The 23,712-nt window shown below is 68.0% G+C and carries 21 protein-coding genes and 1 pseudogene; 8 read left to right on the top strand and 14 right to left on the bottom strand.

Annotated features, from left to right (window positions below; genetic code table 11):
* Both AB0L57_RS12215 and AB0L57_RS12210 read right to left on the bottom strand, forming a co-directional pair.
* Window positions 1-834, bottom strand: coding sequence for a hypothetical protein (locus tag AB0L57_RS12215; protein WP_364960502.1), 834 nt, complete (start codon window positions 832-834; stop codon window positions 1-3).
* A 100-nt stretch (window positions 835-934) separates the two neighbouring features.
* Window positions 935-1,939, bottom strand: a complete 1,005-nt coding sequence (locus AB0L57_RS12210; RefSeq protein ID WP_364960501.1) for a phosphatase PAP2 family protein — start codon at window positions 1,937-1,939, stop codon at window positions 935-937.
* A 104-nt stretch (window positions 1,940-2,043) separates the two neighbouring features.
* Between AB0L57_RS12210 and AB0L57_RS12205 the strand changes: the two genes are divergently transcribed.
* Together AB0L57_RS12205 and AB0L57_RS12200 are read left to right on the top strand one after the other, a co-directional pair.
* Window positions 2,044-2,739 (top strand): TetR/AcrR family transcriptional regulator C-terminal domain-containing protein, encoded by a 696-nt coding sequence (locus AB0L57_RS12205; RefSeq protein ID WP_364960499.1) that lies wholly within the window; start codon window positions 2,044-2,046, stop codon window positions 2,737-2,739.
* 592 nt (window positions 2,740-3,331) lie between these two features.
* Window positions 3,332-4,855, top strand: a complete 1,524-nt coding sequence (locus AB0L57_RS12200; protein ID WP_364960497.1) for an MFS transporter — start codon at window positions 3,332-3,334, stop codon at window positions 4,853-4,855.
* Between the two features lie 59 nt (window positions 4,856-4,914).
* Here AB0L57_RS12200 and AB0L57_RS12195 read toward each other — a convergent pair whose 3' ends face one another.
* The 6 genes from AB0L57_RS12195 to AB0L57_RS12170 form a co-directional block, all read right to left on the bottom strand.
* Complete coding sequence (locus AB0L57_RS12195) at window positions 4,915-6,060, bottom strand: acyl-CoA dehydrogenase family protein (RefSeq protein WP_364960495.1); 1,146 nt, start codon at window positions 6,058-6,060, stop codon at window positions 4,915-4,917.
* Between the two features lie 153 nt (window positions 6,061-6,213).
* Window positions 6,214-7,095, bottom strand: a complete 882-nt coding sequence (locus tag AB0L57_RS12190; RefSeq protein ID WP_364960493.1) for a lysophospholipid acyltransferase family protein — start codon at window positions 7,093-7,095, stop codon at window positions 6,214-6,216.
* 72 nt (window positions 7,096-7,167) lie between these two features.
* Complete coding sequence (hflX, locus tag AB0L57_RS12185) at window positions 7,168-8,769, bottom strand: GTPase HflX (protein ID WP_364960490.1); 1,602 nt, start codon at window positions 8,767-8,769, stop codon at window positions 7,168-7,170.
* A 75-nt stretch (window positions 8,770-8,844) separates the two neighbouring features.
* A complete protein-coding gene (gene dapF / locus AB0L57_RS12180) occupies window positions 8,845-9,726 on the bottom strand; it encodes a diaminopimelate epimerase (RefSeq protein ID WP_364960614.1) in 882 nt (293 codons plus the stop codon).
* 312 nt (window positions 9,727-10,038) lie between these two features.
* Entirely contained in the window at window positions 10,039-10,950 is a 912-nt protein-coding gene (gene miaA, locus AB0L57_RS12175) for a tRNA (adenosine(37)-N6)-dimethylallyltransferase MiaA (RefSeq protein ID WP_364960489.1), read from the bottom strand.
* On the bottom strand, window positions 10,947-11,714 hold the full coding sequence (locus AB0L57_RS12170) for a hypothetical protein (protein ID WP_364960488.1): 768 nt from the start codon (window positions 11,712-11,714) through the stop codon (window positions 10,947-10,949). Before AB0L57_RS12170 ends, miaA begins: the two co-directional genes overlap by 4 nt.
* 162 nt (window positions 11,715-11,876) lie before the next feature.
* On the opposite strand from AB0L57_RS12170, the gene AB0L57_RS12165 reads away from it, so the two are divergent.
* On the top strand, window positions 11,877-13,379 hold the full coding sequence (locus AB0L57_RS12165) for a DUF349 domain-containing protein (protein WP_364960486.1): 1,503 nt from the start codon (window positions 11,877-11,879) through the stop codon (window positions 13,377-13,379).
* An 82-nt stretch (window positions 13,380-13,461) separates the two neighbouring features.
* Window positions 13,462-13,863: a nitroreductase/quinone reductase family protein gene (locus AB0L57_RS12160; RefSeq protein ID WP_364960484.1), complete on the top strand. Its 402-nt coding sequence runs from the start codon at window positions 13,462-13,464 to the stop codon at window positions 13,861-13,863.
* Between the two features lie 7 nt (window positions 13,864-13,870).
* Here AB0L57_RS12160 and AB0L57_RS12155 read toward each other — a convergent pair whose 3' ends face one another.
* Both AB0L57_RS12155 and miaB read right to left on the bottom strand, forming a co-directional pair.
* Window positions 13,871-14,452: a hypothetical protein gene (locus tag AB0L57_RS12155; protein ID WP_364960612.1), complete on the bottom strand. Its 582-nt coding sequence runs from the start codon at window positions 14,450-14,452 to the stop codon at window positions 13,871-13,873.
* A 184-nt stretch (window positions 14,453-14,636) separates the two neighbouring features.
* Window positions 14,637-16,232 (bottom strand): tRNA (N6-isopentenyl adenosine(37)-C2)-methylthiotransferase MiaB, encoded by a 1,596-nt coding sequence (miaB, locus tag AB0L57_RS12150; RefSeq protein WP_364960610.1) that lies wholly within the window; start codon window positions 16,230-16,232, stop codon window positions 14,637-14,639.
* A gap of 306 nt (window positions 16,233-16,538) precedes the next feature.
* Here miaB and AB0L57_RS12145 point away from each other — a divergent pair, with 306 nt between their 5' ends.
* From AB0L57_RS12145 to AB0L57_RS12130, 4 genes are all read left to right on the top strand, one after another.
* Window positions 16,539-17,267, top strand: a complete 729-nt coding sequence (locus tag AB0L57_RS12145) for an amino acid ABC transporter ATP-binding protein (RefSeq protein WP_364960608.1) — start codon at window positions 16,539-16,541, stop codon at window positions 17,265-17,267.
* 66 nt (window positions 17,268-17,333) lie between these two features.
* Window positions 17,334-18,164: a glutamate ABC transporter substrate-binding protein gene (locus tag AB0L57_RS12140; protein ID WP_364960482.1), complete on the top strand. Its 831-nt coding sequence runs from the start codon at window positions 17,334-17,336 to the stop codon at window positions 18,162-18,164.
* A 65-nt stretch (window positions 18,165-18,229) separates the two neighbouring features.
* On the top strand, window positions 18,230-18,916 hold the full coding sequence (locus AB0L57_RS12135) for an amino acid ABC transporter permease (protein WP_364960480.1): 687 nt from the start codon (window positions 18,230-18,232) through the stop codon (window positions 18,914-18,916).
* Complete coding sequence (locus tag AB0L57_RS12130) at window positions 18,913-19,821, top strand: amino acid ABC transporter permease (RefSeq protein ID WP_364960478.1); 909 nt, start codon at window positions 18,913-18,915, stop codon at window positions 19,819-19,821. The genes AB0L57_RS12135 and AB0L57_RS12130 overlap by 4 nt, the downstream gene beginning before the upstream one ends.
* A gap of 121 nt (window positions 19,822-19,942) precedes the next feature.
* Here the strand turns inward: AB0L57_RS12130 and AB0L57_RS12125 are convergent, their stop codons facing one another.
* From AB0L57_RS12125 to recA, 4 genes and pseudogenes are all read right to left on the bottom strand, one after another.
* The gene (locus AB0L57_RS12125) at window positions 19,943-20,143 is read right to left on the bottom strand and encodes a DUF6186 family protein (RefSeq protein ID WP_364960476.1); all 201 of its coding nucleotides are present in this window, start codon (window positions 20,141-20,143) and stop codon (window positions 19,943-19,945) included.
* On the bottom strand, window positions 20,140-20,550 hold the full coding sequence (locus AB0L57_RS12120) for a hypothetical protein (protein ID WP_364960474.1): 411 nt from the start codon (window positions 20,548-20,550) through the stop codon (window positions 20,140-20,142). Before AB0L57_RS12120 ends, AB0L57_RS12125 begins: the two co-directional genes overlap by 4 nt.
* A gap of 805 nt (window positions 20,551-21,355) precedes the next feature.
* Window positions 21,356-21,961, bottom strand: a pseudogene (gene recX, locus AB0L57_RS12115) (recombination regulator RecX); the annotation flags it as partial.
* A gap of 645 nt (window positions 21,962-22,606) precedes the next feature.
* Window positions 22,607-23,650 carry a recombinase RecA gene (recA, locus tag AB0L57_RS12110; protein ID WP_364960472.1) on the bottom strand — a complete coding sequence of 348 codons (1,044 nt, stop codon included), beginning with the start codon at window positions 23,648-23,650 and terminating at the stop codon, window positions 22,607-22,609.
* Window positions 23,651-23,712: the final 62 nt, after the last annotated feature.

Below are 23,712 nucleotides of genomic sequence, written 5' to 3'. Positions count from 1 at the left end.
CTAGGTGCGGAACCATTTGCGCACCAGCAGCGCGAAGAACACCGACATCGACACCGTGCCCGCCCACGATTCGACGGCGTACATCGGCCGCACCGCCGCGTGCATGCCCGCGGTGTCACCGAGGCCGAGCGGATTGAGGAAGCTCGTGACGCTCATGTACACCGTCTCGGCTGTCGAGGGACCTCCGATCAGCACACCGAGCGCGGTGAACACGACCAGTTGCGCCGCCACCCAGCACAGCAGCCGGAACGGCCGATATCCGTGTCCGCACAATATGTTCGACGCCTGACCGGCCCATCGCCGCCAGCCGGGTGGCAACGCCACGGTCGCGGCGCGGGCCAGCTTCAGGCCGCAGCGATCCTCGCCCTGGATGTCCTCGTTCATCCGGTACAGGGACTCGGCTCGACGGTAGGACAGGGCGGCATGGAACGGCAGTCCGGTACCGATCAGCTGTTCACCGAGCCGCTCGTATACCTCCGCGAGCAGGGCCTGCCGCCGGGCGGACAGCCGTAACGGCCCACGAAATTCCACCTCCGCGGCGATCAATGCGGCGGGCAGGGCGCTGGGCACCCGCCAGCCCTCCTCGTCGGGCACCGGGGACCGGGCGGCAGCGTAGAGGTGCCGGAAGGTCAGACCGCCGTGCCGCTGTCGCGACGGCGGCCGCTGGGCGACCGCCTCCTCCAATTGGGTGAGCACCGCCTCGACCTGATCGTCGAGAGTGTTCAGCATGTCGGATTCGAGTCGCTCGGAATCGTCGAGTTCGGCGGTGTATCCGGCTGCGCGCCGGGCGATTCCGGTCGATATCGATGCCACGACCGGTGAGATCTCACCCATACGGAAAGTCTAATGATCGCGGACCGGCACCGCCGGAGTCAGTCGCGCTGCGGCACTGCATCTCTCGTCGTCACCGCGGGTGCGGAGCTCGTGGTGCCGATCAGTGTGTGGCGTGGTGGCCGGGCGGGCCGTTTATGACCACCGCCGCGGCGCCGAGCATCCCGTCACCGCAGCCGGGCGCCCGCAGTCCGGGGCCGTTGCCGGTACCCAGCATCAGGCCCGCACCGATACTCACGACCGGGCCGGCCACGGCGCCGGGTGCGAAGGCCGCGATCACCGCGCCCAGCCAGGCCGGGCGCCACGCGAACGCGCTCACCATCTCCCACCACACCCGCAGGCCGTCGGCGGCGGCGTCGCAGCTGCGCAAATAGGGCCGTGCGGCCAGGCCTGCGGCCAGGATCAGGGCGGCACCGGCGACACAGTCGAGCAGATAGTGGTTGGCCGTGCCCATCACCACGATCGTCATCAGAATCGGATACGCCACGCCGGTGAATCGGGCGAGTTCGCTGCGGCCGAAGCGATACAGCATGAGCCCGCACCACAATGCCCAGCCGACGTGCAGGCTCGGCATCGCCGCGAATTCGTTGGTGAGCGAACCCAATCCGCGCGGGGCGCTGGCTTGCCCCTCCCACCAGCCCACCGAGGAGTGCAGCGCCATCACATCGACGAAGCCGCGCGAGGATTCGAGCAGCCGGGGCGGTGCGGTCGGCATCAGGACGAAGCCGATCAGGCCCGCGACCGTCGCGATGCCGAGCTGGGTCCGGGCGACGCGGTAGTGCTCGCGATGCGACCACCACACCCAGATCAGGATCGCGGGCGTCACCGCGTAGTGCAGCGTGGCGTAGGCGAAATCGGCCGGGATCGCGATCCAGGCGTGGTCCACGAACAGATCGTTCAGCCACAGCTCCGGATGCAGGCCGAGCCAGTCCTCCACCCGCATCAGGCCGTGGGCGTCGGATCGGGCGTGGCCGAGTCCGCTGCCGACCAGCAGCCGTGCCCCGTCGTAGGCGAAATACACCACGACGATCAGGGCGACTTCCCGGACCCAGCCCCGCGTGCGCGCCGGAACCAGCGCGACGGGACCCGAGATGGTTGTTGCAGCCACGAGCCGACCTCCACGATGAGGGCTGACGTACAACGTACGGTACGTCGTACGTGCATATTACAATGGCCGCGAGACCGGATTCCATCCCGACCGGAGACGCAGACGTGACTTCTGAGCCCACCCGCCGTTCCGAGCCGCGCGGCGGCCGCCGGCGAGTGCCGCGCAACACCCTCAGCGCCGAGGCGATCGTGGACGCCGCCCTGCGCGTGCTCGACGACACCAACTGCGAAGACATCTCGATGCGCGCCCTTGCCGCCGACCTGGGCGTCGGCACCATGACGCTGTACACGTACTTCCGCAGCAAGGACGAACTGCTGCAAGCCGCCCGCGATCACGTGCTCGACAGCTTCCATCCCCCCGAGACGGACGGCGACTGGGCCGACCGGATCCGCGCCTGCTGTCACGCGCTGTACGAGCTGCTCGTGGAGCGACCGGCGGTACTGCGGGTACTGGCGATCAGACCCGACGGGGACGGCGATTTCGCCGATACCGCGACCGCCGCACTGGAATTGGTGCTGTCCCAGCTGCGCGCGGCGGGACTCGGGCGGCAGGAGACCGCGCGCGGCTATGTGACTCTGCTGCAGTACACCTTCGGCTCCGCGCTGCGGCACGTCTACATCCCCGCCCGCGGCGAGAACCTGTCGAACCGGATGCGGATGCTGGATCCGCAGGCCCATCCGACGATCGCCGATCTCATCCCCGAACTCACCGATGTCCATCGCAGCGGCGAACAGCAGTATCTGTTCGGGCTGGATCTGATTCTGGACGGCCTGCGCACCGCGGCAGCGAAGCAGCGGTAGCGAGACGATTGTCGCCGGATCGGTTCGAGCGCCGATCCGCGGGTACGCGTGGAACGGAACCACGGCCCGCCGACCGGACATCCCACGCGGGCCCCGACAGCCGGACCGTGCCACCCGGCGGCCCGGCACGAGGAGCCGATATGCCTACCGACAGCGTCGCACGATCGATCCGGGCCACCGCACCTCCGATTCCGGAACCCGTTCCACCGCAGCCCGATCCCGACCCTGCTCCCGGCCGGCCGATCCCGGAGCCCGCACCCGACCCGATCCCGGGGCAGCCACCGCCCGATCCCGGGCACCCGGTCCCACCGGAGCCGATCCCCGAGCCACCGCCGGATCCGGGCCGCCCGATCCCGGGACCGGCACCCGACGATCCACGGCCACCGGTCCCACAGGCCGGTGTTCGGTCGCCGACACTCGGGGCACCAGCCGACCATGACGTCCGTACAGACCTTCATCCACGACACCGCCGAACTGGGCGCCGGCTGACACCCGGTCGACATCCGGCACCCCCGCGGGCGATATCGAACCGACCTCCCCGTTTGTAGGATTGCCGCAAGACAGCGCGAGCTCGTCGGAATCGGGAGGCGCGATGATCGACCGGTCCCGGGCATCGGTGCCCGTGCGCGGCCGCTGGGGCATGCTGACCGTCCTGTGCGCCAGCCTGCTACTGGTGGCCATGGATGCCACCGTGCTCAATGTCGCCCTGCCCTCGCTGATCGAGGATCTGCGCCCGGGGGCGGTCGCCCAGCTGTGGATCGTCGACATCTACGGCCTCGTGCTGGGCGGCCTGCTGATCACCTTCGGCGCGATCGGCGACCGGATCGGCCGCAAACGACTGTTCCTGTTCGGGTTCGCACTCTTCGGCCTGGCATCGGTGGTCGCGGCGACCGCACAGGTCACCGGGCAGCTGATCGGCGGGCGAGTGCTGCTGGCGATCGGAGGTGCGATGGTGATGCCGTCGACGCTGTCGCTGATCCGCAACATCTTCCACGATCCGCACGAACGCACCCGGGCCATCGCCATCTGGGCCGCGATCGCGGGTGTGGGCGCGGCCGTCGGCCCGATCGTGGGCGGCATCCTGGTCGAACACTTCGGATGGGCCGCCGCCTTCTGGATCAACGTGCCGGTGGTCGTGCTGACCCTCGGCGCCGGACTCTGGCTGCTACCCGAATACCGGGCGCCGTCGAGTACCCCGTTCGACTGGGCGAGTGTGCCGCTGTCGGTGCTGGGAATCATCGGATTCGTCTGGGGCGTGAAACATCTCGCGCGTGGCGACGGCGTCGTGGCGAACACGTGTGTGCTGATCGCGGGCGTGGTGCTGCTGATCTGGTTCGCGCGTCGTCAGCGGATCCTGGCCGATCCGCTGCTCGACATCCGGCTGTTCCGGCAACCGGTATTCCTGGCCGCGGCCCTCGCGACATTGATGGCGATGATCGCGATCGGTGCGGCGCTGTTCCTGATCTCGTTGTGGCTGCAGTACATTCACGGCTACTCCCCCGCCGAAGCGGGTCTGCGCACCGCACCGGCCGCGATCGCGACGCTCATCGGTTCGCTGATCACTCCGGCCCTGCTGCGGCGGATCGGGGTACGCACCGTGATGGTCACCAGCCTGGTCGCGCTCGCGGCCGGATTCGCGGTCCTGGCCGTCTCCCCCGAGCCCACCTCCTATGCGGTGGTCGCACTGGTGCTGGTGTGCCTGGGCATCGGCGACGGTATCGCGGTCACCACGGCCGCGGCGATCCTGGTCTCGTCGGTGCCGGCCGAGCGCGCCGGACAGGGCGGCGCGGTCGAGGAAACCAGCTACGAGCTCGGCAACGGCCTGGGGGTGGCGCTGCTGGGCAGTGTGCACGGGGCGCTGTTCACCCACTACATGACCGATCTGCCGTTGTCGGGTGCGCAAGCCCGCACGGCGCGGGAATCGGCGGGTGGAGCCATCGTCGTCGCCGGCGATATCGGCGGCGAGCTCGGCGACCGGGTGCACCGGCTCGCCACTGCCGCATTCGATTCCGCGCTCACCGTCACCTCGTACGCGGCGGCGGGCGTGGTGCTCGCGGTCGCGCTCCTCACCGCCGTGCTCATCCCGCGCGACCTCACCGCCACACCACGGCATTGAACACGGCGGCGTGGGCACACCCGGGCGTCCGCGCCGCCGCCGATCGAAAATCCCTGGTATCAGGCGAGTTTCAAGCTGCGCCCGATGATCTCCTTCATGATCTCGGTGGTCCCGCCGTAGATGGTCTGCACCCGGGCGTCCATGTACGCCTTCGCGATCGGGTACTCCCGCATGTAGCCGTAACCACCGTGCAGCTGCAGGCATTTGGTGATCAGGTCGAGCTGTTCCTCGGTGCTCCACCATTTGGCCATCGCGGCATCCTCGGCCGACAGGGTGCCCGCGTTCAGGGCCTCGATGAAGCGGTCGACCAGCACCCGCACCGCGGTGGTCTTGGTGGCGAGCTCGGCCAGTACGAAACGGGTGTTCTGCTGGGCGCCGATCGGCTTGCCGAACGCCTTGCGGTCACGCACGTACTGGATGGTGTAGTCCAGGCAACCTTCCATCGCGGCGGCGGCCATCACGGCGATCGACAGCCGCTCCTGGGGCAGGTTCTGCATCAAATGGATGAAGCCCATCCCCTCGGTGCCCAGCAGGTTCTTGGCCGGCACCCGCACATCGGTGAAGCTGAGTTCGGCCGTGTCCTGCGCCTTGAGACCGATCTTGTCGAGGTTGCGGCCGCGCTCGAAGCCGGCCATCCCGCGCTCGACGACGAGCAGCGAGAAGCCCATCGCCCCCTTCTCCGGATCGGTTTGCGCGACCACGATCACGATATCGGCGTTGATGCCGTTGGTGATGAATGTCTTGGCGCCGTTGATGACCCAGTCGTCACCGTCGCGCACCGCGCGGGTCTTGATGCCCTGGAGATCCGAACCGGTGCCCGGCTCGGTCATGGCGATGGCGGTGATGATCTCACCGGTACAGAATCCGGGCAGCCAGCGCTGCTTCTGCTCGTCGTCGGCCAGCTCCAGCAGGTACGGCGCGATGACGTCGTTGTGCAGCGAGAAGCCCAGGCCCGAGTACTGCCCCTTGGTGGTCTCCTCGACGATCACCGAGTTGTAGCGGAAGTCCTTGACGCCGCCGCCACCGAACTCCTCCGGAACGGCCATGCCCAGGAAACCCTGCTTACCTGCCTCGAGCCACACGTCACGATCGACGACACCGGCTTCCTCCCACCGAGCGTGGTTGGGTGCCACATGCTGATCCAGAAACTTACGGTAGGACTCCCGGAACAGATCGTGTTCGGGCTCGAAAAGGGTGCGCTCCACGCCAACCTCCTAGTGACCACAGTGGCAACTCGCCTGCCACTACGGTACCCGGAAGCGGAATCCCCGTTCACTTCAGATGCGAAAAAACTCCCTCGCCTGTGCAGAAAGCCTGGTGTGGACGATATGGATCACCCTGAACCGGGGTAAACCTGATCAGATTCCGACCGCGCCGCGTACCCGTCCCCACAGAGTGCGGCCCCGGTCACGATCACGCTGCGCGAGCAGGTGGATGATCTCTTCTTCGAGCGCCTTGCGGACCACACGCTGCAATTCGGTGGCAGCGGCGTCCAGATCCGGAGCATCGCGCCACGGGGTGGTCTCGATGGGAACGCCGATCGAGTAGTAGAACCGCTCCGGCCGGGGCAGGACGGTCGGCCCGACACCACGCATCAGTGGCGGGGTCAGATTCTTGCGGATACCCAGCGCCTCGACCGTCCATCGCAGTGGGCTCATCACCGGATGGTCGCCGTCGAACACCACATCGAACACGTCGTCGGCGCCGATCATCGCGGTGGGCAGGATCGGAACACCCGATTCGATGGCCATCCGGGCGAAACCGGTGCGCCCCTCCCACTTCAGCTGATACTTCTCCCCCTTGCGGCGCATGGCCTCACGACCACCGCCGGGGAAGACGATCACGGCCTCATCGTTGTCGAGCAGGGCGCGGCAGTTGTCGCGCGACCCGCGGACACTGCCGATCCGGTGCACCATCTCCCGCACGGGCGGCACCCGCATGAGCACATTCTCGGCCAGGCCACGCACCACGCGGCCGGTGCGGTGATAGATCTCGTGCACCAGCAGCGGGGCGTCGACTCCGCCGAGCAGGGTGTGGTTGCCCACCAACATGACCGGTCCGGATTCCGGAATGTTGTCCAGGCCATGAAAGACGGGGCTGTTCCACAGCCGAACGGGAGTCGCGAGCGCATCGAAGAACAGCAGATCCGCGGCGGGCACCCGCATCCGCAACGGCGCTCCGTCACTCAGCGCCGCCGACGGCCCCTCGGTGGTGGCATCGACAGCGTCGTTCCCGGACATCGCACCCTCCTGCAGCCGTCGACGGAGACAGGAGTCCCCCCGAAATGGCCGTGACACACAGACTTGTGACAGTTAGTGCGAAGGCCCCGCTGCTTCCGCACCGCCGACGGTGCTCGCGTGCGCGTACTGCGACAGGGTCGGCGCGAGTGCCCGGGGGACCCGGGCCCGTACTCGGGTGCCGCCCTCCTCGTGCGAGGAGCTGATGATGCGGCCGTCGGAGTGGATGCGCGCGAGCAGATCACCGCGAGTGTACGGCAGGAGCACGCTCACTTCGACATCCAGCCCGCCCAGGATCTCGGCCAGACGCGCACGCAACCGATCGATACCGTGCCCGGTACGAGCCGAGACGAACACCGCGCCGGGCAGCTGCGCACGCAACTGGGCCAGTGCGGTCGGGTCCAGTGCGTCGATCTTGTTCACCACCAGCAGTTCCGGTGGCGCCGACTGGTCCTGGTCCCGCAGCACGTCGGTGATGACCTCGCGGACCGCCTTGATCTGCTGATCGGGCAGCGCATCGGATCCGTCGACCACGTGCAGCAGCAGATCGGCGCCGGTGACCTCCTCGAGGGTGGAGCGGAACGCCTCCACGAGCTGGGTGGGCAGGTGCCGGACGAAACCGACGGTATCGGTGAACACCACTTCCCGGCCGTCATCGAGTGCGGCCCGGCGGGTGGTCGGATCCAGGGTGGCGAACAGCGCGTCCTGCACCAGGATTCCGGCGCCGGTCATGGCGTTCATCAGGCTCGACTTACCGGCGTTGGTGTAGCCGACGATCGCCACCGCCGGAATGCCGCTGGAGGTGCGCCGCGACCGTTTGGTGTCGCGAGCGGTCTTCATCTCCTTGATCTCGCGGCGCAGCTTGGACATGCGCTCACGGATCCGGCGACGATCGGTCTCGATCTTGGTCTCACCGGGACCACGAGTACCCACACCACCGCTCGCACCACCGGCCCGGCCACCGGCCTGCCGCGACATCGATTCACCCCAGCCGCGCAGACGCGGCAGCATGTACTCCATCTGGGCCAGCGATACCTGCGCCTTGCCCTCACGTGAGGTGGCGTGCTGGGCGAAGATGTCCAGGATCAGCGCGGTGCGGTCGATCACCTTCACCTTGACGACCTTCTCCAGCGCGTTGAGCTGCGCGGGAGTCAGTTCACCATCACAGATCACCGTGTCGGCGCCGGTTCCGAGGACGACCGAACGCAGTTCGTCGGCCTTGCCGGAACCGATGTAGGTGGCCGGATCGGGCTTGTCGCGACGCTGGATCAGCGCGTCGAGCACCTGCGATCCGGCGGTCTCGGCGAGGGCGGCCAGTTCCGACATGCTCGCCTCGGCCTGGGCGGCACTGCCGTCGGTCCAGACCCCGACCAGAACGACACGTTCCAGTCGCAGCTGCCGGTACTCGACCTCGGTGACATCGGTGAGCTCGGTGGACAGCCCCGCCACCCGGCGCAGTGCGCTGCGTTCGTCGAGCTGCAATTCGCCGACGGTGGGCGCCGACGACCAGCCGGAGCGGGCGTCGTCACCGCGCTCGTCGCCGTACTCGGTGTCGTAGTCGTTCACGCCGGTGTCGATGTCGTCGTCACCGATGCTGTAGTCCTGGTCCACGTAGCCGTCCGCATCCGAGTCGAGCTGCTCGATCGGGGTGAACTCGTACGTCTCTGATTTCCTCATACACCTCCATGTTCGCACGCGACAACCACCCGGCGCACTCGGATATTTCCCCCACAGCGCAGCTCACACCCGTATTCAGGCTTCGGACCACCAGCCCCCGGCGAGATGACCCGAGCCGACGAGAACCGAAGGACCGCGCAACCACGCCCGGCCTCGCTCGATCCCCACGGTGACCGCACCGCCGGGTACCCGCACCCGGACGCGCGCGGACTCCGCGACCGGAGATACGCCCGCCCTGGTCAGGGCCGCGGCCGCCGCGGCGACCGTCCCGGTTCCGCACGAGCGCGTTTCACCGACGCCGCGCTCGTAGACGCGCATATCGACCGCGCCGTCGTCACCGAGCGCGGTCAGGATCTCCACGTTCACACCGTGCGGGAACAGTTCGGGATCGAAACCCGGTGGCACGCTGAGATCGAGTGCGGCCAGCCCGTCGGCCGTGAGCGCGGGATCCACGCAGGCCAGATGCGGATTACCGACATCGACCCCGATACCGGGCAGGGCGCTGCCGGCCACGGTGGCGGTGGAGTCGCCGAGCATCCGGACGGTGCCCATGTCGACGGTGACCTCACCGTTCACCTCGTCGAAGGAATGGACCACCACCGCACGCGCACCCGCCCGGGTTCCGACGACGAATTCCGGATCGCGCTGCAGACCGGTCGCCAGCAGATGGTGCGCGAACACCCGGACGCCGTTGCCGCACATCTCCGCGATCGATCCGTCGGCGTTGCGGTAATCCATGAACCAGTCCTCGCCGGACACTCCCTCGGGAAGTTCGGCCAGTTCCCCGCCGGCCACCAGTTTCCCGGCACGGACCACACGCAGGACGCCGTCGCCGCCGATACCCTGGCGGCGGTCACAGAGCACCGCCACGGTGCGGGGATCGAGACGCAGCCGGGCATCGGGGTCGGGCAGCACGACGAAGTCGTTCTGGGTTCCGTGCCCCTTGCTGAATTCGATATCAGCCGGACCGGAACCCGCCGCCTGTTCGGCCTGCTCGCTCATCGGTTTCCATCCTCCACGTCTCGCTTTTCCGTCCGTTCCACGCGCGTACCGGTGATCCCGCCGTATCCAACACCCGGCACGCCCGATTTCGTCCGGCCCGCGGTATCCGGTCGCGCACATCCCTGCCGACGGGCCCCATGATCGTCGCATCAGCGCCGGTCGGCCTCGCGAGCGACCGGTCGCGCACACCGGCGAAGTCCCCGCTGGAACTCGCGCGACGACCGGTCCGGCTGGAGCCCGGAGTCTGTCCCGTCGTGTCCGGTCCGGTCACTGCGCGGCGGAGATCACCTGCGCCAGTGCGGAATCCACCAGGTGCGGATCGGCGCCGTCGACCCACCGCACCCGGGGATCGCGACGGAACCACGACCGCTGCCGACGCACGTAGCGGCGGGTGCCGATCAGGGTGCGTTCGCGGGCGTGGTCCAGATCGCACTGCCCGTCGAGAAATTCCAGCACCTGGGCATAGCCGATGGCACGCCGGGCGGTCTGCCCGTCGCGCAGCCCCCGGTCGATCAGCTCGCGAACCTCGTCCACCAGCCCGTGGTCGAACATGGCCGCGGTGCGCAGCTCGATGCGGTCGTCGAGTTCGGTCGTTTCGCGGTCGACGCCGATGATCGTGGTGTTCCACCGCGGCGTCCCGCGCTGCGGCTGCGACGCGGCGAACGGGCGTCCGGTCAGTTCCACGACCTCGAGCGCGCGCACGATCCGGCGTCCGTCGGTCGGCAGAATCGTCCGCGCCGCAACAGGGTCCGCGGCTCGTAACGCGGCATGCACCGCCGCCACCCCCTCGGCCGCCAGCACGGCCTCCCACTTCGCGCGAATCCGGGTGTCGGTGGCCGGGAATTCCCAATCGTCCAGCAGCGCCTGGACGTACATCATCGAGCCGCCGACGATCACCGGCACCCGATCACGAGCGCGGATGTCCTCCACATCCGCGCGGGCCGCGGTCTGATAGGCGGCGACCGTGGCGGTTTCGGTCACTTCCAGCACGTCGAGCTGATGATGCGGAATACCGCGGCGGCGGTCCGGGGGCAGTTTCGCGGTGCCGATGTCCATTCCGCGATACAGCTGCATGGCATCGATGTTGACGATCTCACCACCGAGGCGCTGCGCCAATTCCAATGCCAGATCGGACTTCCCGGTCGCGGTCGGGCCGATGACGGCGATCGGCGCGATCATCGCGCACCGTCCGGATACCAGAGCGAGACGTGGTATCCGACCCCGAAAGGCGCTCCCCGATACAGGGTTTCGACCTTCGGATCGGCGGCGTCGCCGTCGAACAATCCGGCCAGCACCTGATAACCGGGACGGCCGGCGATGCCGAGGTCGGCGCACGACCGCGGATCCAACGCACCCAGCGCCGCGCGATCGCCCGCGTCGAGCGCGGCGTCGACACCGCTCTGATAGTCCTCGGCGCGCGGATCCAGATATCCGGGCGAGGTCGTGGTCAAGGTCGCGGCGCCGTCGGCGACGACCAGGACGGCCTGCGGATCCGGATCGGCATCCAGCCGCGCCCGCAGCCGCGCGCCGGCCGCGCGGCAGTGGCGCGCGTCGGCGGCGGGGTCGATCGGCAGAGCTCGCGCATCGATGTCACCCGGCCCGTCCGCGGCGGCGATCCGGCCACGCAGCCAGGCACCGACCAGCAGGGAGGTCGACCATGCCGAATCCGGCGCCGCCCCCGGATCCGCGGCCGACAGTGTCACCCGTACGTCGGCGCCGTAGCCACGGAAACTGCCGGCGCCGGTCGGCGCCGGATCGGTGCCCGCGGCGACGATCGTCCAGCGCCGGGCCTGCTCGCCGAGGATCCGGCCTGCCCGCAGCACCGCCGCTCGCACCTGCGGCACCTGTGCCGCCGGATGTGCGGGATCGGTCAGCGGCATCGCACCGGCCAATTCGGGAACCAGCACGAGCGGCGAGGGAATCAGCGCGGCGACACGAAACACTCGTCAACCGTAGCGGCCGCGATCGGTGTCCCCACCACTCACAGCTTTCACACACTGCACGCCACCGGCGATAAGAGAGGGCAAATCTGGCTATTGGCTGGTTGAATGGGATCTGCTAGGGCGTAACCAGGCAGCCGTGACGCGCGGCAGGGATGAGGAGCGATGACCGACAACAGCGGAACCGAGAAGGCAGTGCATCCGGAAACCGGCGCTTCGCAGCGGTCGAGTGATCCCGCCGCCAAGCCCGTCACCCCGGCCGATGCCGCACCCAAGCCCGGCACACAGCCACGCCCAGCGGGGGTACCCAAGCCCAAGGCACCCAAACCTGGAACGCCCAAGGCACCCAAACCCAGCGCGGCCGCCCACCACGTCAAACCGGCACCGGTTCCCGGCCCGGCCCAGGAGCATCCGCACCCGGTGGTGGTCCCGACGGTTACCGATCCCAGCGAGTGGGGCCGCGTCGACGACGACGGCACCGCCTGGGTGAAGTCCGCCTCGGGCGAGCGCGAGGTCGGTTCCTGGCAGGCCGGTGACGCCGCCGAGGGACTTGCCCATTTCGGTCGTCGTTTCGACGACCTGGCCACCGAGGTGGCTCTGCTCGAGGCCCGGCTGGCGGCCGGGACGGATGCCCGCAAGACCAAGGCCGCCGCGCTGGCGCTGGCGGAGTCGCTGCCCACCGCCGCGGTCATCGGCGATGTGGACGGGCTCGCACAGCGGTTGCAGGCGATCATCGAACATTCCGACGAGGCGGCCGCGCACGCCAAGGAGGAGAAGGAACGTACCCGCCACGAGCACACCGAGCGCAAGGAGGCGCTCTGCGCGGAGGCCGAGCAGATCGCCAGCGACTCCACGCAGTGGAAGGCCGCCGGTGATCGGCTGCGCGAGATCCTCGACGAGTGGAAATCCATCCGAGGTGTGGATCGCAAGGTCGACGACGCGCTGTGGCGGCGTTTCTCGAAGGCGCGCGAGGCGTTCAACCGGCGCCGCGGTGCGCATTTCGCCGAACTCGATCGGGAGCGCGCGGCCGCGAAGGCCCGCAAGGAGGAACTGTGCGTCCGTGCCGAGGAGTTGTCGGATTCCACCGACTGGGTCGGCACCGCCGCGGTCTTCCGTGATCTGCTGACCGAGTGGAAGGCCGCCGGGCGGGCACCGCGCGAGGCCGACGAGCAGTTGTGGCGGCGTTTCAAGGCAGCCCAGGACGTGTTCTTCGCCGCGCGCAATGCCGCCGCGTCCGAGCGCGACGCCGAATTCGGGCAGAACGCCACCGCCAAGGAAGAACTGCTGCGCAGCTACGAGGACCGGATTCCCGAGCAGATCGAACCCGATTCCGCCACCCTGGATTCCGCGCGCACGGCACTGCGCGAGTTGCAGGAGCGCTGGGACGCGATCGGCAAGGTCCCGCGCGAGCGTATGCACGAACTCGAGGGCCGGCTGCGCGCGATGGAGAAGCGGGTGCGCGAGGCCGTCGACGCCCAGTGGCGGCGTACCGATCCGGAGGCGATGGCCCGCGCGGCCCAGTTCCGCGAGCGAGTCGCCCAGTTCGAGGAGCAGGCTGCCAAGGCCGAGGCCGCGGGCCGTGCGCGTGATGCCGAGAAGGCGCTCGAGCAGGCCAAGCAGTGGCGCGAGTGGGCCGATGCGGCCGAGGGAGCGGTCAGCCGCCGCTGAGCGTGGAGCAACGAGGACCGACGACCGCGCGGCGGGGTCGCCGGTGCGGGTGCGGGTGGCCCGCGGGACACAGGAGTCAGCGATGGATGTGCAGGCGGTCAATCGCCGCGTCATCGAGCAGTTCCGGGCCGGCGGCGCGATCGAGGGGATGCACCGTGACCGGTTGGTGCTGCTCACGACCACCGGCCGCCGCACCGGAACGCCACACACCACACCGATGATGTTCCATCCCGACGGTGACCGGCTCCTGGTGGTGGCCTCGAATGTGGGCGCCCCGGTCCATCCGGACTGGTATCTGAATCTGCTGGCCGATCCGGCCGTGACGGTGGAGCTGGACACCGAGAACTACCCGGCCACCGCGACCCCGCTGCGCGATGCCGACTACGACCGGACGTGGGCCGAGATCGTCCGGCTGTATCCGTTCTTCGCCGACCACGCACACAAGACCGACCGGATCATTCCGGTGGTGGAGCTACGGCGCTGACCGCAGCTCAGCTGCCTTCGCCGAACAGCCGGCGCCGGTCGGCTTCTTCTTTCTCGACAGCGGCGATGCGACGGCGTTCCTCGGCCTCGAGTTGCAGCGCGGTCCGGCTCCACACCACCTTGATCCAGTGGAAGGTCAGCACGATGATCGCGATCGCCGCCAGAATCAGGCCGATTCCGGGTCCGGCACCGCGGTAATCGTTCAGGCCGGGAGTCTGCCGGTGCCAGATCGACAACACACCGAAGACGCTGCCGACAGCCGAGCCGGCCACCGCCACCCACGCCAGCGCCCAGCGCCGGGTGACCAGGGCCAGCGAGGAGAAGCCGATACCGAAGACGACGACGAACCATTCGAACACCCGGGAGGGCAGCCCGATGTGCTCGGCCTGGGCGTGCGCATCGAAGGCCAGCACGTCCAGCCCACGGGCCTGTCCGGCATGCGGCAGGATCAGCGACAGCAGCAGCACGAACACCGCCACCGCCACGACCATGGCCCGCGTACCGGGATCGATCTCACCGGCGATCTTGCGTTCGACGGCCTCGAGGTCGCCGCGAAACTGTTCGAACACCTTCGATTCGGCGGGGTTCATGTTCTCCTCAATCGGCTCGGTCGCACCGTTCGGTCCGGCCGCGGGCTGCTCGGCCGGATCCGGCTCCGCCGCCCGATCCGGCTGTGCCGCATCGGGCACGTCGCCCGTCGGGAGACCGGAACGTTCCGGCTCCGCCCGGTGCTCGGCTTCCTCGTGTCCGCGTTCGCTCATCGCCGCACGCTACTCACGCCCCACAGCCGGTATCGCAACCGGACGCGGCGGGTACCGGTTCGGGAGCGCCGATCCGCGGCAGCCCCAGCCCCACCCCGATGGGCGCGGTCTTGGGAAGCACACCGCGTTCGTGCGCATCGCCGGCGGGGGTGCGCCGGTGGGTGTGGACGGGACTGTCGGCGATCAGATGGTGCGGTGCGGCGCCGGTGATGTCGACGGTGACGATATCGCCGGGCCGGATGGACATACCGGTTTCGGGCCGGAAGTGGACCAGCCGCCCGTCCCGGGCCCGGCCGCTCATCCGCGCGGTCGCCGCGTTCTTCTTACCCGCGCCGTCGGCGACCAGCAGTTCGACCTCTGTCCCGATCAGCGCCCGATTGGCCTCCAGCGAGATCTGCTCCTGCAGTTCGATGAGCCGGTCGTAGCGCTCCTGCACCACGGCCTTGGGCACCTGATCGGCCATCGTGGCCGCCGGGGTGCCGGGCCGAATCGAGTACTGGAAGGTGAAGGCGCTGGTGAACCGCGCCTGCCGCACCACATCGAGGGTTTCCTGGAAGTCCTCCTCGGTCTCACCGGGGAAGCCGACGATGATGTCGGTGGTGATCGCGGCGTGCGGCATGACGGCCCGCACCTTCTCGATGATGCCGAGGAAGCGGTCCTTGCGGTAGGACCGCCGCATCGCCTTGAGAACCCGGTCCGATCCCGATTGCAGCGGCATGTGCAGCTGCGGGCACACATTCGGGGTCTGTGCCATCGCCTCGATGACGTCGTCGGTGAACTCCGCGGGATGCGGCGAGGTGAAGCGCACCCGCTCGAGCCCGTCGATACCGCCGCAGGCGCGCAGCAGTTTCGCGAAGGCGCCGCGGTCGCGCCGCTCGGGCGTGAAATCCGCCGGATGCCCCTGTGGCAGTGCGGGTTCGGCGAAGTTCACACCGTAGGAATTGACGTTCTGCCCCAGCAGCGTCACCTCGAGCACACCCTGATCGACCAGCGCCTGTACCTCGGCCAGCACATCGCCGGGCCGGCGATCGACCTCTTTGCCGCGCAGCGACGGCACGATGCAGAACGTGCAGGTGTTGTTGCAGCCCACCGAGATCGATACCCAACCGGCGTAGGCGGATTCGCGCCGGGCGGGCAGGGTCGAGGGGAACGCCTCCAGCGACTCCAGAATCTCGACCTCGGCCTGTTCGTTGTGGCGGGCACGCTCGAGCAACACCGGCAGTGATCCGATGTTGTGCGTACCGAACACGACATCCACCCACGGGGCCTTGCGTACGACGGTGTCGCGATCCTTCTGCGCCAGGCATCCGCCGACGGCGATCTGCATCCCCGGGCGCCCGGCCTTGATCGGCGCCAGATGACCCAGTGTCCCGTAGAGCTTGTTGTCGGCGTTCTCGCGCACCGCACAGGTGTTGAACACCACCAGATCGGCGGTCTCACCACCGGCGGCCTTGGTATATCCGGCGTCCTCGAGCAGGCCCGACAACCGTTCGGAGTCGTGCACGTTCATCTGACAGCCGTAGGTCCGGACCTCATAGGTCCGCGACGACTGCGGATCGGTGGCCGAATCGGGGTCGCGTCCGGCAGCCGAATGTGCTGCAACCTGCATGGACGAATTCACGCATCCAGGGTAGACGCTGCACCGAATCGGGCACCCACCCCGGTGGCCGCGACCGGATGCCGGGTGACGGCGGTCACGTCACCGGGCGGCCGGGTCACCGCCAGGTGAAGGCCAGGCGGCGACGGTACGACGCACATGCCAAAACTGCGCATTTCGCGCACAACCACTCTAGGGTCGACTTTCATGACCGATGCTGCCGACGCAACCCTCGGTACTCCCGGTGCCGGGAAGCCTGTCGAGTCCGGCGACCCCGCCGCGGCCGGAGCATCCGCGCGCACCGCCTCCGTCCCGCCGATGATCTCGATGCGCAACGTGGACAAGCACTTCGGAGATCTGCACGTGCTGCGCGATGTGAACCTGGAGGTACCGCGAGGCCAGGTCGTCATCGTGCTGGGCCCCTCCGGTTCCGGCAAATCCACCTTGTGCCGCACGGTGAATCGGCTCGAGCCGATCGACTCCGGCACCATAGCCGTCGACGGCGTGGAACTTCCGGCCGAAGGCCGCGCACTGGCGAAATTGCGCGCCGACGTGGGCATGGTCTTCCAATCGTTCAATCTGTTCGCGCACAAGACGATCCTGGACAATGTGCTGCTCGGACCGGTGAAGGTGCGCCGCGTCGACAAGAAACGGGCACGCACCCACGCGATGGAACTGCTCGAGCGGGTCGGGATCGCCGATCAGGCCGGCAAGTATCCGGCGCAGCTGTCCGGTGGTCAGCAGCAACGGGTGGCCATCGCGCGGGCACTGGCGATGGACCCGAAGGTGATGTTGTTCGACGAGCCCACCTCCGCCCTGGATCCGGAAATGGTCAACGAGGTACTGGATGTGATGGTCTCGCTGGCCAAGGAGGGCATGACCATGCTTGTCGTGACCCATGAGATGGGTTTCGCGCGCCGTGCCGGAGACCGGGTGCTGTTCATGGACGACGGCCGGATCGTCGAGGATGCGCCGCCGGAAACCTTCTTCACCGCGCCCGCCTCCGAGCGGGCCAGGGATTTCCTGGGCAAGATCCTGAGCCATTGATCGCCGTGCACGACCGCGGCGAGACAGCGGAGGCCCCTTCACACTTCACGAGAGAGAAGGCATTCGATGAGGATCACTCGAGCGCTGCGGTTCGGAATCGGCGCGCTGGCCATCGCGGTCGTCGCGACCGGCTGCGGCGGCGGCAGTAACAAAACCGCCACCCAGCACGCCTCCGAAGGCGAACTGACCGTCGGCATCAAATTCGATCAGCCGGGCCTGGGCCTGCGCGATCGGAACGGATCGTTCTCCGGATTCGACGTGGACGTGGCGACCTACGTCGCCGGGAAACTCGGAGTGAGCCCGGACAAGATCCGATTCAAGGAGGCCCCGTCCGCGCAGCGCGAAACGCTGATTCAGAACGGACAGGTCGACTATGTGGTCGCCACCTATTCCATCACCGATCAGCGCAAGCAGAAGGTCGATTTCGCCGGGCCGTATTACGTCGCCGGGCAATCGTTGCTGGTTCGCGCCGACAATAACGAGATCACCGGGCCGGAATCGCTGAAGGGCGGTAAGAAACTCTGCTCGGTGAAGGGATCCACACCGGCACAGAATATTCAGAAGAACTTCGCCAACGATGTGCAGCTGCAGGAATACGACACCTACTCGCTGTGTGTGGAGGCATTGAAATCCGGTGCGGTGGACGCGGTGACCACCGACAACATCATTCTGGCCGGTTACGCGGCGCAGTCGCCGGGCCAGTTGAAGGTGGTCGGCCAGCCGTTCACGACCGAGAACTACGGCATCGGCCTGAAGAAGGGTGATACCGACTCCCGCACCAAGATCAACGATGCGATCGAATCGATGATCGACGACGGGTCCTGGAAGGCCTCGCTGGAGAAGAACTTCGGCAACACCTTCCCGATCCCCGCACCGCCGCAGGTCGACCGCTACTGAATCGGCACGGGTGCCGGCCGCTCCGGCACCCGGTCCGGCGCAGCGAGCAGAAGGGCGCGTCCACCGTGTTCGACTTGATCTCCCGATACGACAGTCAGCTGTGGGATGCCTTCTGGGTGACCATCAAATTGACGGTGTTCTCCGCGGTCGGGGCACTGATCATCGGCACCCTGGTGGCGGCGATGCGGGTGTCGCCCGTTCCGGTGGCGCGGTGGATGGGGACGACCTATGTGACCGTATTCCGCAACACCCCGCTCACGCTGATTCTGGTGTTCTGCTCACTCGGGCTCTACACCACCCTGGGAATCGAACTCGCGAGTGAGAGTTCGGGTCTGGATTTCCTGCCCACCAACAACTTTCGATTCGCTGTTCTCGGCTTGAGTGTCTACACCGCCTCTTTCGTCTGTGAATCTCTGCGCGCCGGGATCAATACGGTCCCGCTGGGACAGTCCGAGGCGGGCCGATCACTGGGGCTGACATTCAGCCAGAATCTGCGGCATGTGGTGCTGCCGCAAGCCTTTCGATCGGTGATCGCGCCGCTGGGCAGCGTACTCATCGCCTTGACGAAGAACTCCACGATCGCCTCGGCGATCGGCGTGGCCGAGGCAGCGGCGCTGATGGCGTCCATGAACGAAACCGAGGCCGACATTCTCGCCATCGGCGCGATCTTCGCCCTCGGATTCGTCATCCTGACGCTGCCCACCGGGCTGCTGTTCGGCTGGCTGGCCAAACGATTCGAGGTGAAACGATGAGCGCCGGGGCCTCGGTTCTCTATGACGCCCCGGGCCCGAGGGCTCGCCGTCGGCATGCGGTGTATTCGCTCCTGGTGCTGGCGGCGCTGGTGCTGGCCGGCTGGCTGGTCTGGCGGGCCTTCGACGACAAGGGCCAGCTGACCGCCGAGAAATGGCAGCCCTTCGTCGAAGCCGACATCTGGCAGACCTACATCCTGCCCGGTGTGCGCGGCACACTGGTTGCCGCCGCGCTGTCGATCGTCTTCGCCATGGTGATCGGGATGATCTTCGGACTGTTGCGGTTGTCCGATCATCGCAGCGTCCGCTGGGTGGCCGGGGCGATCGTCGAAGTGGCACGGGCCATTCCGGTGCTGATCTTGATGATCTTCCTCTACAACTGGTTCGCCAAGGACGCTCTGTTCGCCTCCGACCAGCTGGCGCTGGCGGCCGTGGTGATCGCACTGACGGTCTACAACGCATCGGTCATCGCGGAAATCGTGCGCTCGGGCATCCGGTCGCTGCCCTACGGGCAGACCGAGGCTGCGCAGGCACTGGGCCTGCGCAAGGGCCAGATGATGTGGTCGATTCTGCTCCCGCAGGCGGTGACGGCGATGCTGCCGGCGCTGATTTCGCAGATGGTGGTCGCTCTCAAGGACACCGCGCTCGGCTATCAGATCACCTATCAGGAGATCGTGCGCCAGGGCCAGCAACTCGGTGCCGCCGAGCAGAACACGGTGCCGGCGCTGATCGTCGTCGCCGTCATCATGATCGCTCTGAACTGGACGCTGACCATGCTCGCCACGCGTCTGGAGCGCTATCTGCGGACCCGGCGGCGCGGCGGCGGGACCGTCCTCGGCGTCGATTCGGTCATCACCGACGGCGCCGCGGGTGTGAACGCCACCGGCGTCCGGTCCTACCCGGATTGATTCGCGCCGAGCACAATCCTCGACCGCCCGCGCCCGGTCATCGATCCTGAACAGGCACCTCCCCCGGCCGCCGGCCACGCCACTCGCGACGGCCGGGGACGGGTGTCCACATCCATCTGCCTCAGCGTGCGAGAAAGTGCCAGCCGAGCCAGGCCCACACCGCCACCGCCACGATCCGCGCGAGCCTGGTGCGGGTCAGATACCGCACCGTCTCACCGAGCGTTGCCCAGGACCGCCGGCGCAGATGAGTTGTCACCACCGCGAGAACGATCGCTACGGCCAAGACGATGAATCCGGTGATCACCACCGCGGATTCGGTCATGGCCGCACCAGCCACCAACCGGCGGCGAGCCACACCAGCCAGCCGGCGAATCGCCCCGGTCCGCCATCGAGCCCCGGGCTGAGCAGGGTCGACAAGGTGGGATGGGCGGGGTCGGGTACCAGCAGCGCCGGTTGTCTCGACCAGGCGAACAGCTCCCAGGCCAGAACCACCGCAAACAGTACCGACCAGAACACGACGCCACAGCGCAGCCGCCGGGTGAACGCGATGTCGACCACCCCGGCTCGCAGGGCGAAGCCGATCGCGACAATCGTGGCACCGGCGACCAGTCCGGTCGCGGCGGCACCGAAAGGCCGCGTACTCGCACCCGCCAGCGCCACCGCGATCCACGCGACCACCAGCGCGGCGCGCTGTGTGCGACTTCGCCGACCGGCCGAATCCGAGGTCATTCGCGCAGCATAGGACGCTTCCGGCCGAGAAGTGGCCAAGACCGCGCCTCCTCCACAGGCTTCGGCCCCCGGCCGATCTGCGCGCCCGAAGATCAGGCAGCTCACCGCGACCGCCGCCCAGACGTCGCGTGTCGGCTGTGGTCAGCGCCCAGCTTCGGGCTCCACGCGATGGGTCTCGGTCCACGACGGGTGCGCCGATTCGTCACTCGGGCGGGTAACCATGGGCAAGTTCTGCTCGGACCACGTCGTAAGCGACCGACTGGCGATATCCCCGCCGCGCGAGCATGCCGACCAGACGGTTGATCACCTTGTCCGAGGACAGATTTCGTGGCATGGTCCGCATCTTGCGTCGCACCAGCTCCGCCGCCTGCTCGGCATCCGGTTCGGGAGCGGACCCGGCGCTCGCCGCCGATGCCGTGCCGACCGCCGATGCCCGGCCCAGGCGCCCGGTGCCGTCGGCGCCCGGCTCGGTATCCGACATGCGCTCGCCGGACGGCGCATCGTCGGCCACCGCGGCCAGCTCGTCCTTCACCACCCTGTACGCCATGGACTGGTCGAATCCACGCCGGGCGAGCACGCCCACCAGGCGGGCGATCGTCTTGTCCCGGGGCAGATCGCGAGACATCGTCCGCATCTTGCGGCGGACCAGTTCGACGGCCTGTTCGGCGTCCGGGCCACCGGTGGACGGAGTCGGAGCCTCCGATACCGTGCTGCGGGTGAGGGAGCGCCGCCCGGGATCGGTACGCGCTACTCCGGCTGCGGTGGACGACGAGACTCCCTCGGGTGGTTCCACCGGGGCACGATCCGCCGCCGCCAGTTCGTCCTTCACCACCGCGTACGCCATGGATTGGTTGAAGCCGCGCCGTGCGAGCATGCCGACGAGGCGGGCGGTTGCCTTGTCCGGTGTCAGGTCGCCGGGCAACGTCGCGAGTTTGCGGCGAACCAACTCGGCGGCGCGGGCACTTTCATCGGCCGGTGTGATCGCCGCGAGCGCGGGTTCGGCATCGGTATCCGACACGCCTTTGCGGCGAAGTTCTTGTGCGAGAACCTTTTTCCCTTTGCCGGAGAAGGTGTGGCGGGAGTGCACCCATTGTTCGGCGAAAGCGGCATCGTCGATGAGCCCGACCTCGGCGAGGCGATTCAGGGCCCGCTCGGCGACCTCCGGCGTGAATCCCTTGGCCGCGAGTTTATCGGCGAGCTCGGTGCGACTGCGGGCACGATCGGTGAGCAGACGCAGGCAGACGTCCTTGGCTTGTGTCTCGGTTCCCGCCTTCGGCGCACCGGCCGGCGCCGCATCGGCACGCTCGTCGCGCCCAGTGCCGGAACGGCGCCGCGATCCGCGGCGTCCGCCCGTACCAGCTCCTGCTCGCCGCCGTTCTCGCGAACGGCCGTCACCCGCGTCCTGATCCAGAGCGCGCGAACCACTGTCGCCGACTTCCCGATCCTCCGCGCGACGATCCTCCGCGCGACGGTTCGGACCGTATGGGTGTCCGCTGCGGTCGGCCTCGACCAGTCCCCGCTCCACCGCGTCGATCCGGTCCTGCAGTGCACGAATCCGATCGTGTGCCCCAGCGCCGACACCACGGACTTGTTCCCCGTCCCTTCTCGTCGGGCCGACGGCAGTCCCCGACTCGACAGTCCCCGACTCGACGCCCACCGCACCGACACAGCCCGATACCGGTCCGTCATCGCCATGCGGCACCCTGCGGTTCGTACCTGAACCGAGCCGTCGGGCGGACTCGGGGACGGGCCGATCCGGCAGCTCGGATGCGCCTATACCTTCGTCGCCCGGCGCACGCACGGGCACCGGACCGTCATCGGAACGCCACACACCGGTGGGCGAATCCCCCGCATTCGGTTTCGATCGCCGGCGGCGGATCGAACCCCCCTGTCGGCGAACGGTTCTCGACCGCGACTCGCCCTCCGGGCCGTCACCGTCCCGGGGGCCGGATTCGATTTCTTCCAGTTGCCGCCGCAACCGTTCGACGGCATCGAGCCGAGAGGCGCCGGGGTCCGGATATGGCGCGGACCCCGGCACTTCCCGGTCCGGCATCGACTAGAAGTCGACGGGCGCCTCGGCACCCGCGTCTGCGGTGACATCGGCACCGATGCCGAGCTTTTCCTTGATCTTCTTCTCGACCTCGTCACGGACGTCGGTGTTCTCCAGCAGGAACTTGCGGGCGTTCTCCTTGCCCTGGCCCAGCTGGTCGCCCTCGTAGGTGTACCAGGAACCGGACTTGCGGATGAAGCCGTGCTCGACACCCATATCGATGATCGAGCCTTCCTTGGAGATGCCCGCACCGTAGAGGATGTCGAATTCGGCCTGCTTGAACGGCGGCGAGACCTTGTTCTTGACGACCTTCACACGAGTGCGGTTACCCACCGCGTCGGTACCGTCCTTCAGCGTCTCGATGCGGCGCACATCCAGACGCACCGAGGCGTAGAACTTCAGCGCCTTACCACCGGTGGTGGTCTCGGGCGAGCCGAACATGACGCCGATCTTCTCGCGCAGTTGGTTGATGAAGATGGCCGTGGTGCCGGAGTTGTTGAGGGCACTGGTCATCTTGCGCAGCGCCTGGCTCATCAGGCGGGCCTGCAGGCCGACGTGGCTGTCACCCATCTCGCCCTCGATCTCCGCGCGCGGAACCAGCGCCGCGACCGAGTCGATGACGATGATGTCCAGTGCGCCGGAACGCACCAGCATGTCGGCGATTTCGAGGGCCTGCTCACCGGTGTCGGGCTGGGAGACCAGCAGTGCGTCGGTATCGACACCGAGTTTGCGGGCGTATTCCGGGTCCAGCGCGTGCTCGGCGTCGATGAAGGCCGCAAGGCCGCCGTTGGCCTGGGCGTTGGCGATGGCGTGCAGGGCGACCGTGGTCTTACCGGAGGATTCCGGACCGTAGACCTCCACGACACGACCGCGCGGCAGACCACCGATGCCCAGCGCCACATCCAGGGCGATCGAGCCGGTCGGAATCACCGAGATGGGCTGATGCGCCTCCTCGCCCAGACGCATGATCGCGCCCTTGCCGAAGCTCTTCTCGACCTGCGCCAGAGCGAGCTCGAGCGCCTTGTCGCGGTCGTAGGCCTGTGGTGCCATCGTCTGTTCCCCTTCTGACGGGTAAGTCTCATTGTGTGGTTGGCGCCCACGCTAGAGGGCGG

Origin of the sequence: Nocardia sp. NPDC052254, from assembly GCF_040679495.1 — a bacterium.
GTDB lineage: Bacteria > Actinomycetota > Actinomycetes > Mycobacteriales > Mycobacteriaceae > Nocardia.
The sequence above is the reverse complement of the archived record's forward strand: the minus strand, read 5'-3'. Positions and strand labels throughout refer to the sequence as shown.

Excerpts from the sequence above, each read along its gene's own strand:
- AB0L57_RS12145 (WP_364960608.1), top strand. The coding sequence starts at position 16,539 with ATGATCTCGATGCGCAACGTGGACAAGCACTTCGGAGATCTGCACGTG.
- recA (WP_364960472.1), bottom strand. The coding sequence starts at position 23,650 with ATGGCACCACAGGCCTACGACCGCGACAAGGCGCTCGAGCTCGCTCTG.
- AB0L57_RS12165 (WP_364960486.1), top strand. The coding sequence starts at position 11,877 with ATGACCGACAACAGCGGAACCGAGAAGGCAGTGCATCCGGAAACCGGC.
- miaA (WP_364960489.1), bottom strand. The coding sequence starts at position 10,950 with ATGATCGCGCCGATCGCCGTCATCGGCCCGACCGCGACCGGGAAGTCC.
- AB0L57_RS12215 (WP_364960502.1), bottom strand. The coding sequence starts at position 834 with ATGGGTGAGATCTCACCGGTCGTGGCATCGATATCGACCGGAATCGCC.
- AB0L57_RS12130 (WP_364960478.1), top strand. The coding sequence starts at position 18,913 with ATGAGCGCCGGGGCCTCGGTTCTCTATGACGCCCCGGGCCCGAGGGCT.
- hflX (WP_364960490.1), bottom strand. The coding sequence starts at position 8,769 with ATGAGGAAATCAGAGACGTACGAGTTCACCCCGATCGAGCAGCTCGAC.
- AB0L57_RS12160 (WP_364960484.1), top strand. The coding sequence starts at position 13,462 with ATGGATGTGCAGGCGGTCAATCGCCGCGTCATCGAGCAGTTCCGGGCC.
- AB0L57_RS12190 (WP_364960493.1), bottom strand. The coding sequence starts at position 7,095 with ATGTCCGGGAACGACGCTGTCGATGCCACCACCGAGGGGCCGTCGGCG.
- miaB (WP_364960610.1), bottom strand. The coding sequence starts at position 16,232 with ATGCAGGTTGCAGCACATTCGGCTGCCGGACGCGACCCCGATTCGGCC.
- AB0L57_RS12120 (WP_364960474.1), bottom strand. The coding sequence starts at position 20,550 with ATGACCTCGGATTCGGCCGGTCGGCGAAGTCGCACACAGCGCGCCGCG.
- AB0L57_RS12125 (WP_364960476.1), bottom strand. The coding sequence starts at position 20,143 with ATGACCGAATCCGCGGTGGTGATCACCGGATTCATCGTCTTGGCCGTA.
- AB0L57_RS12200 (WP_364960497.1), top strand. The coding sequence starts at position 3,332 with ATGATCGACCGGTCCCGGGCATCGGTGCCCGTGCGCGGCCGCTGGGGC.
- AB0L57_RS12140 (WP_364960482.1), top strand. The coding sequence starts at position 17,334 with ATGAGGATCACTCGAGCGCTGCGGTTCGGAATCGGCGCGCTGGCCATC.
- AB0L57_RS12155 (WP_364960612.1), bottom strand. The coding sequence starts at position 14,452 with ATGAACCCCGCCGAATCGAAGGTGTTCGAACAGTTTCGCGGCGACCTC.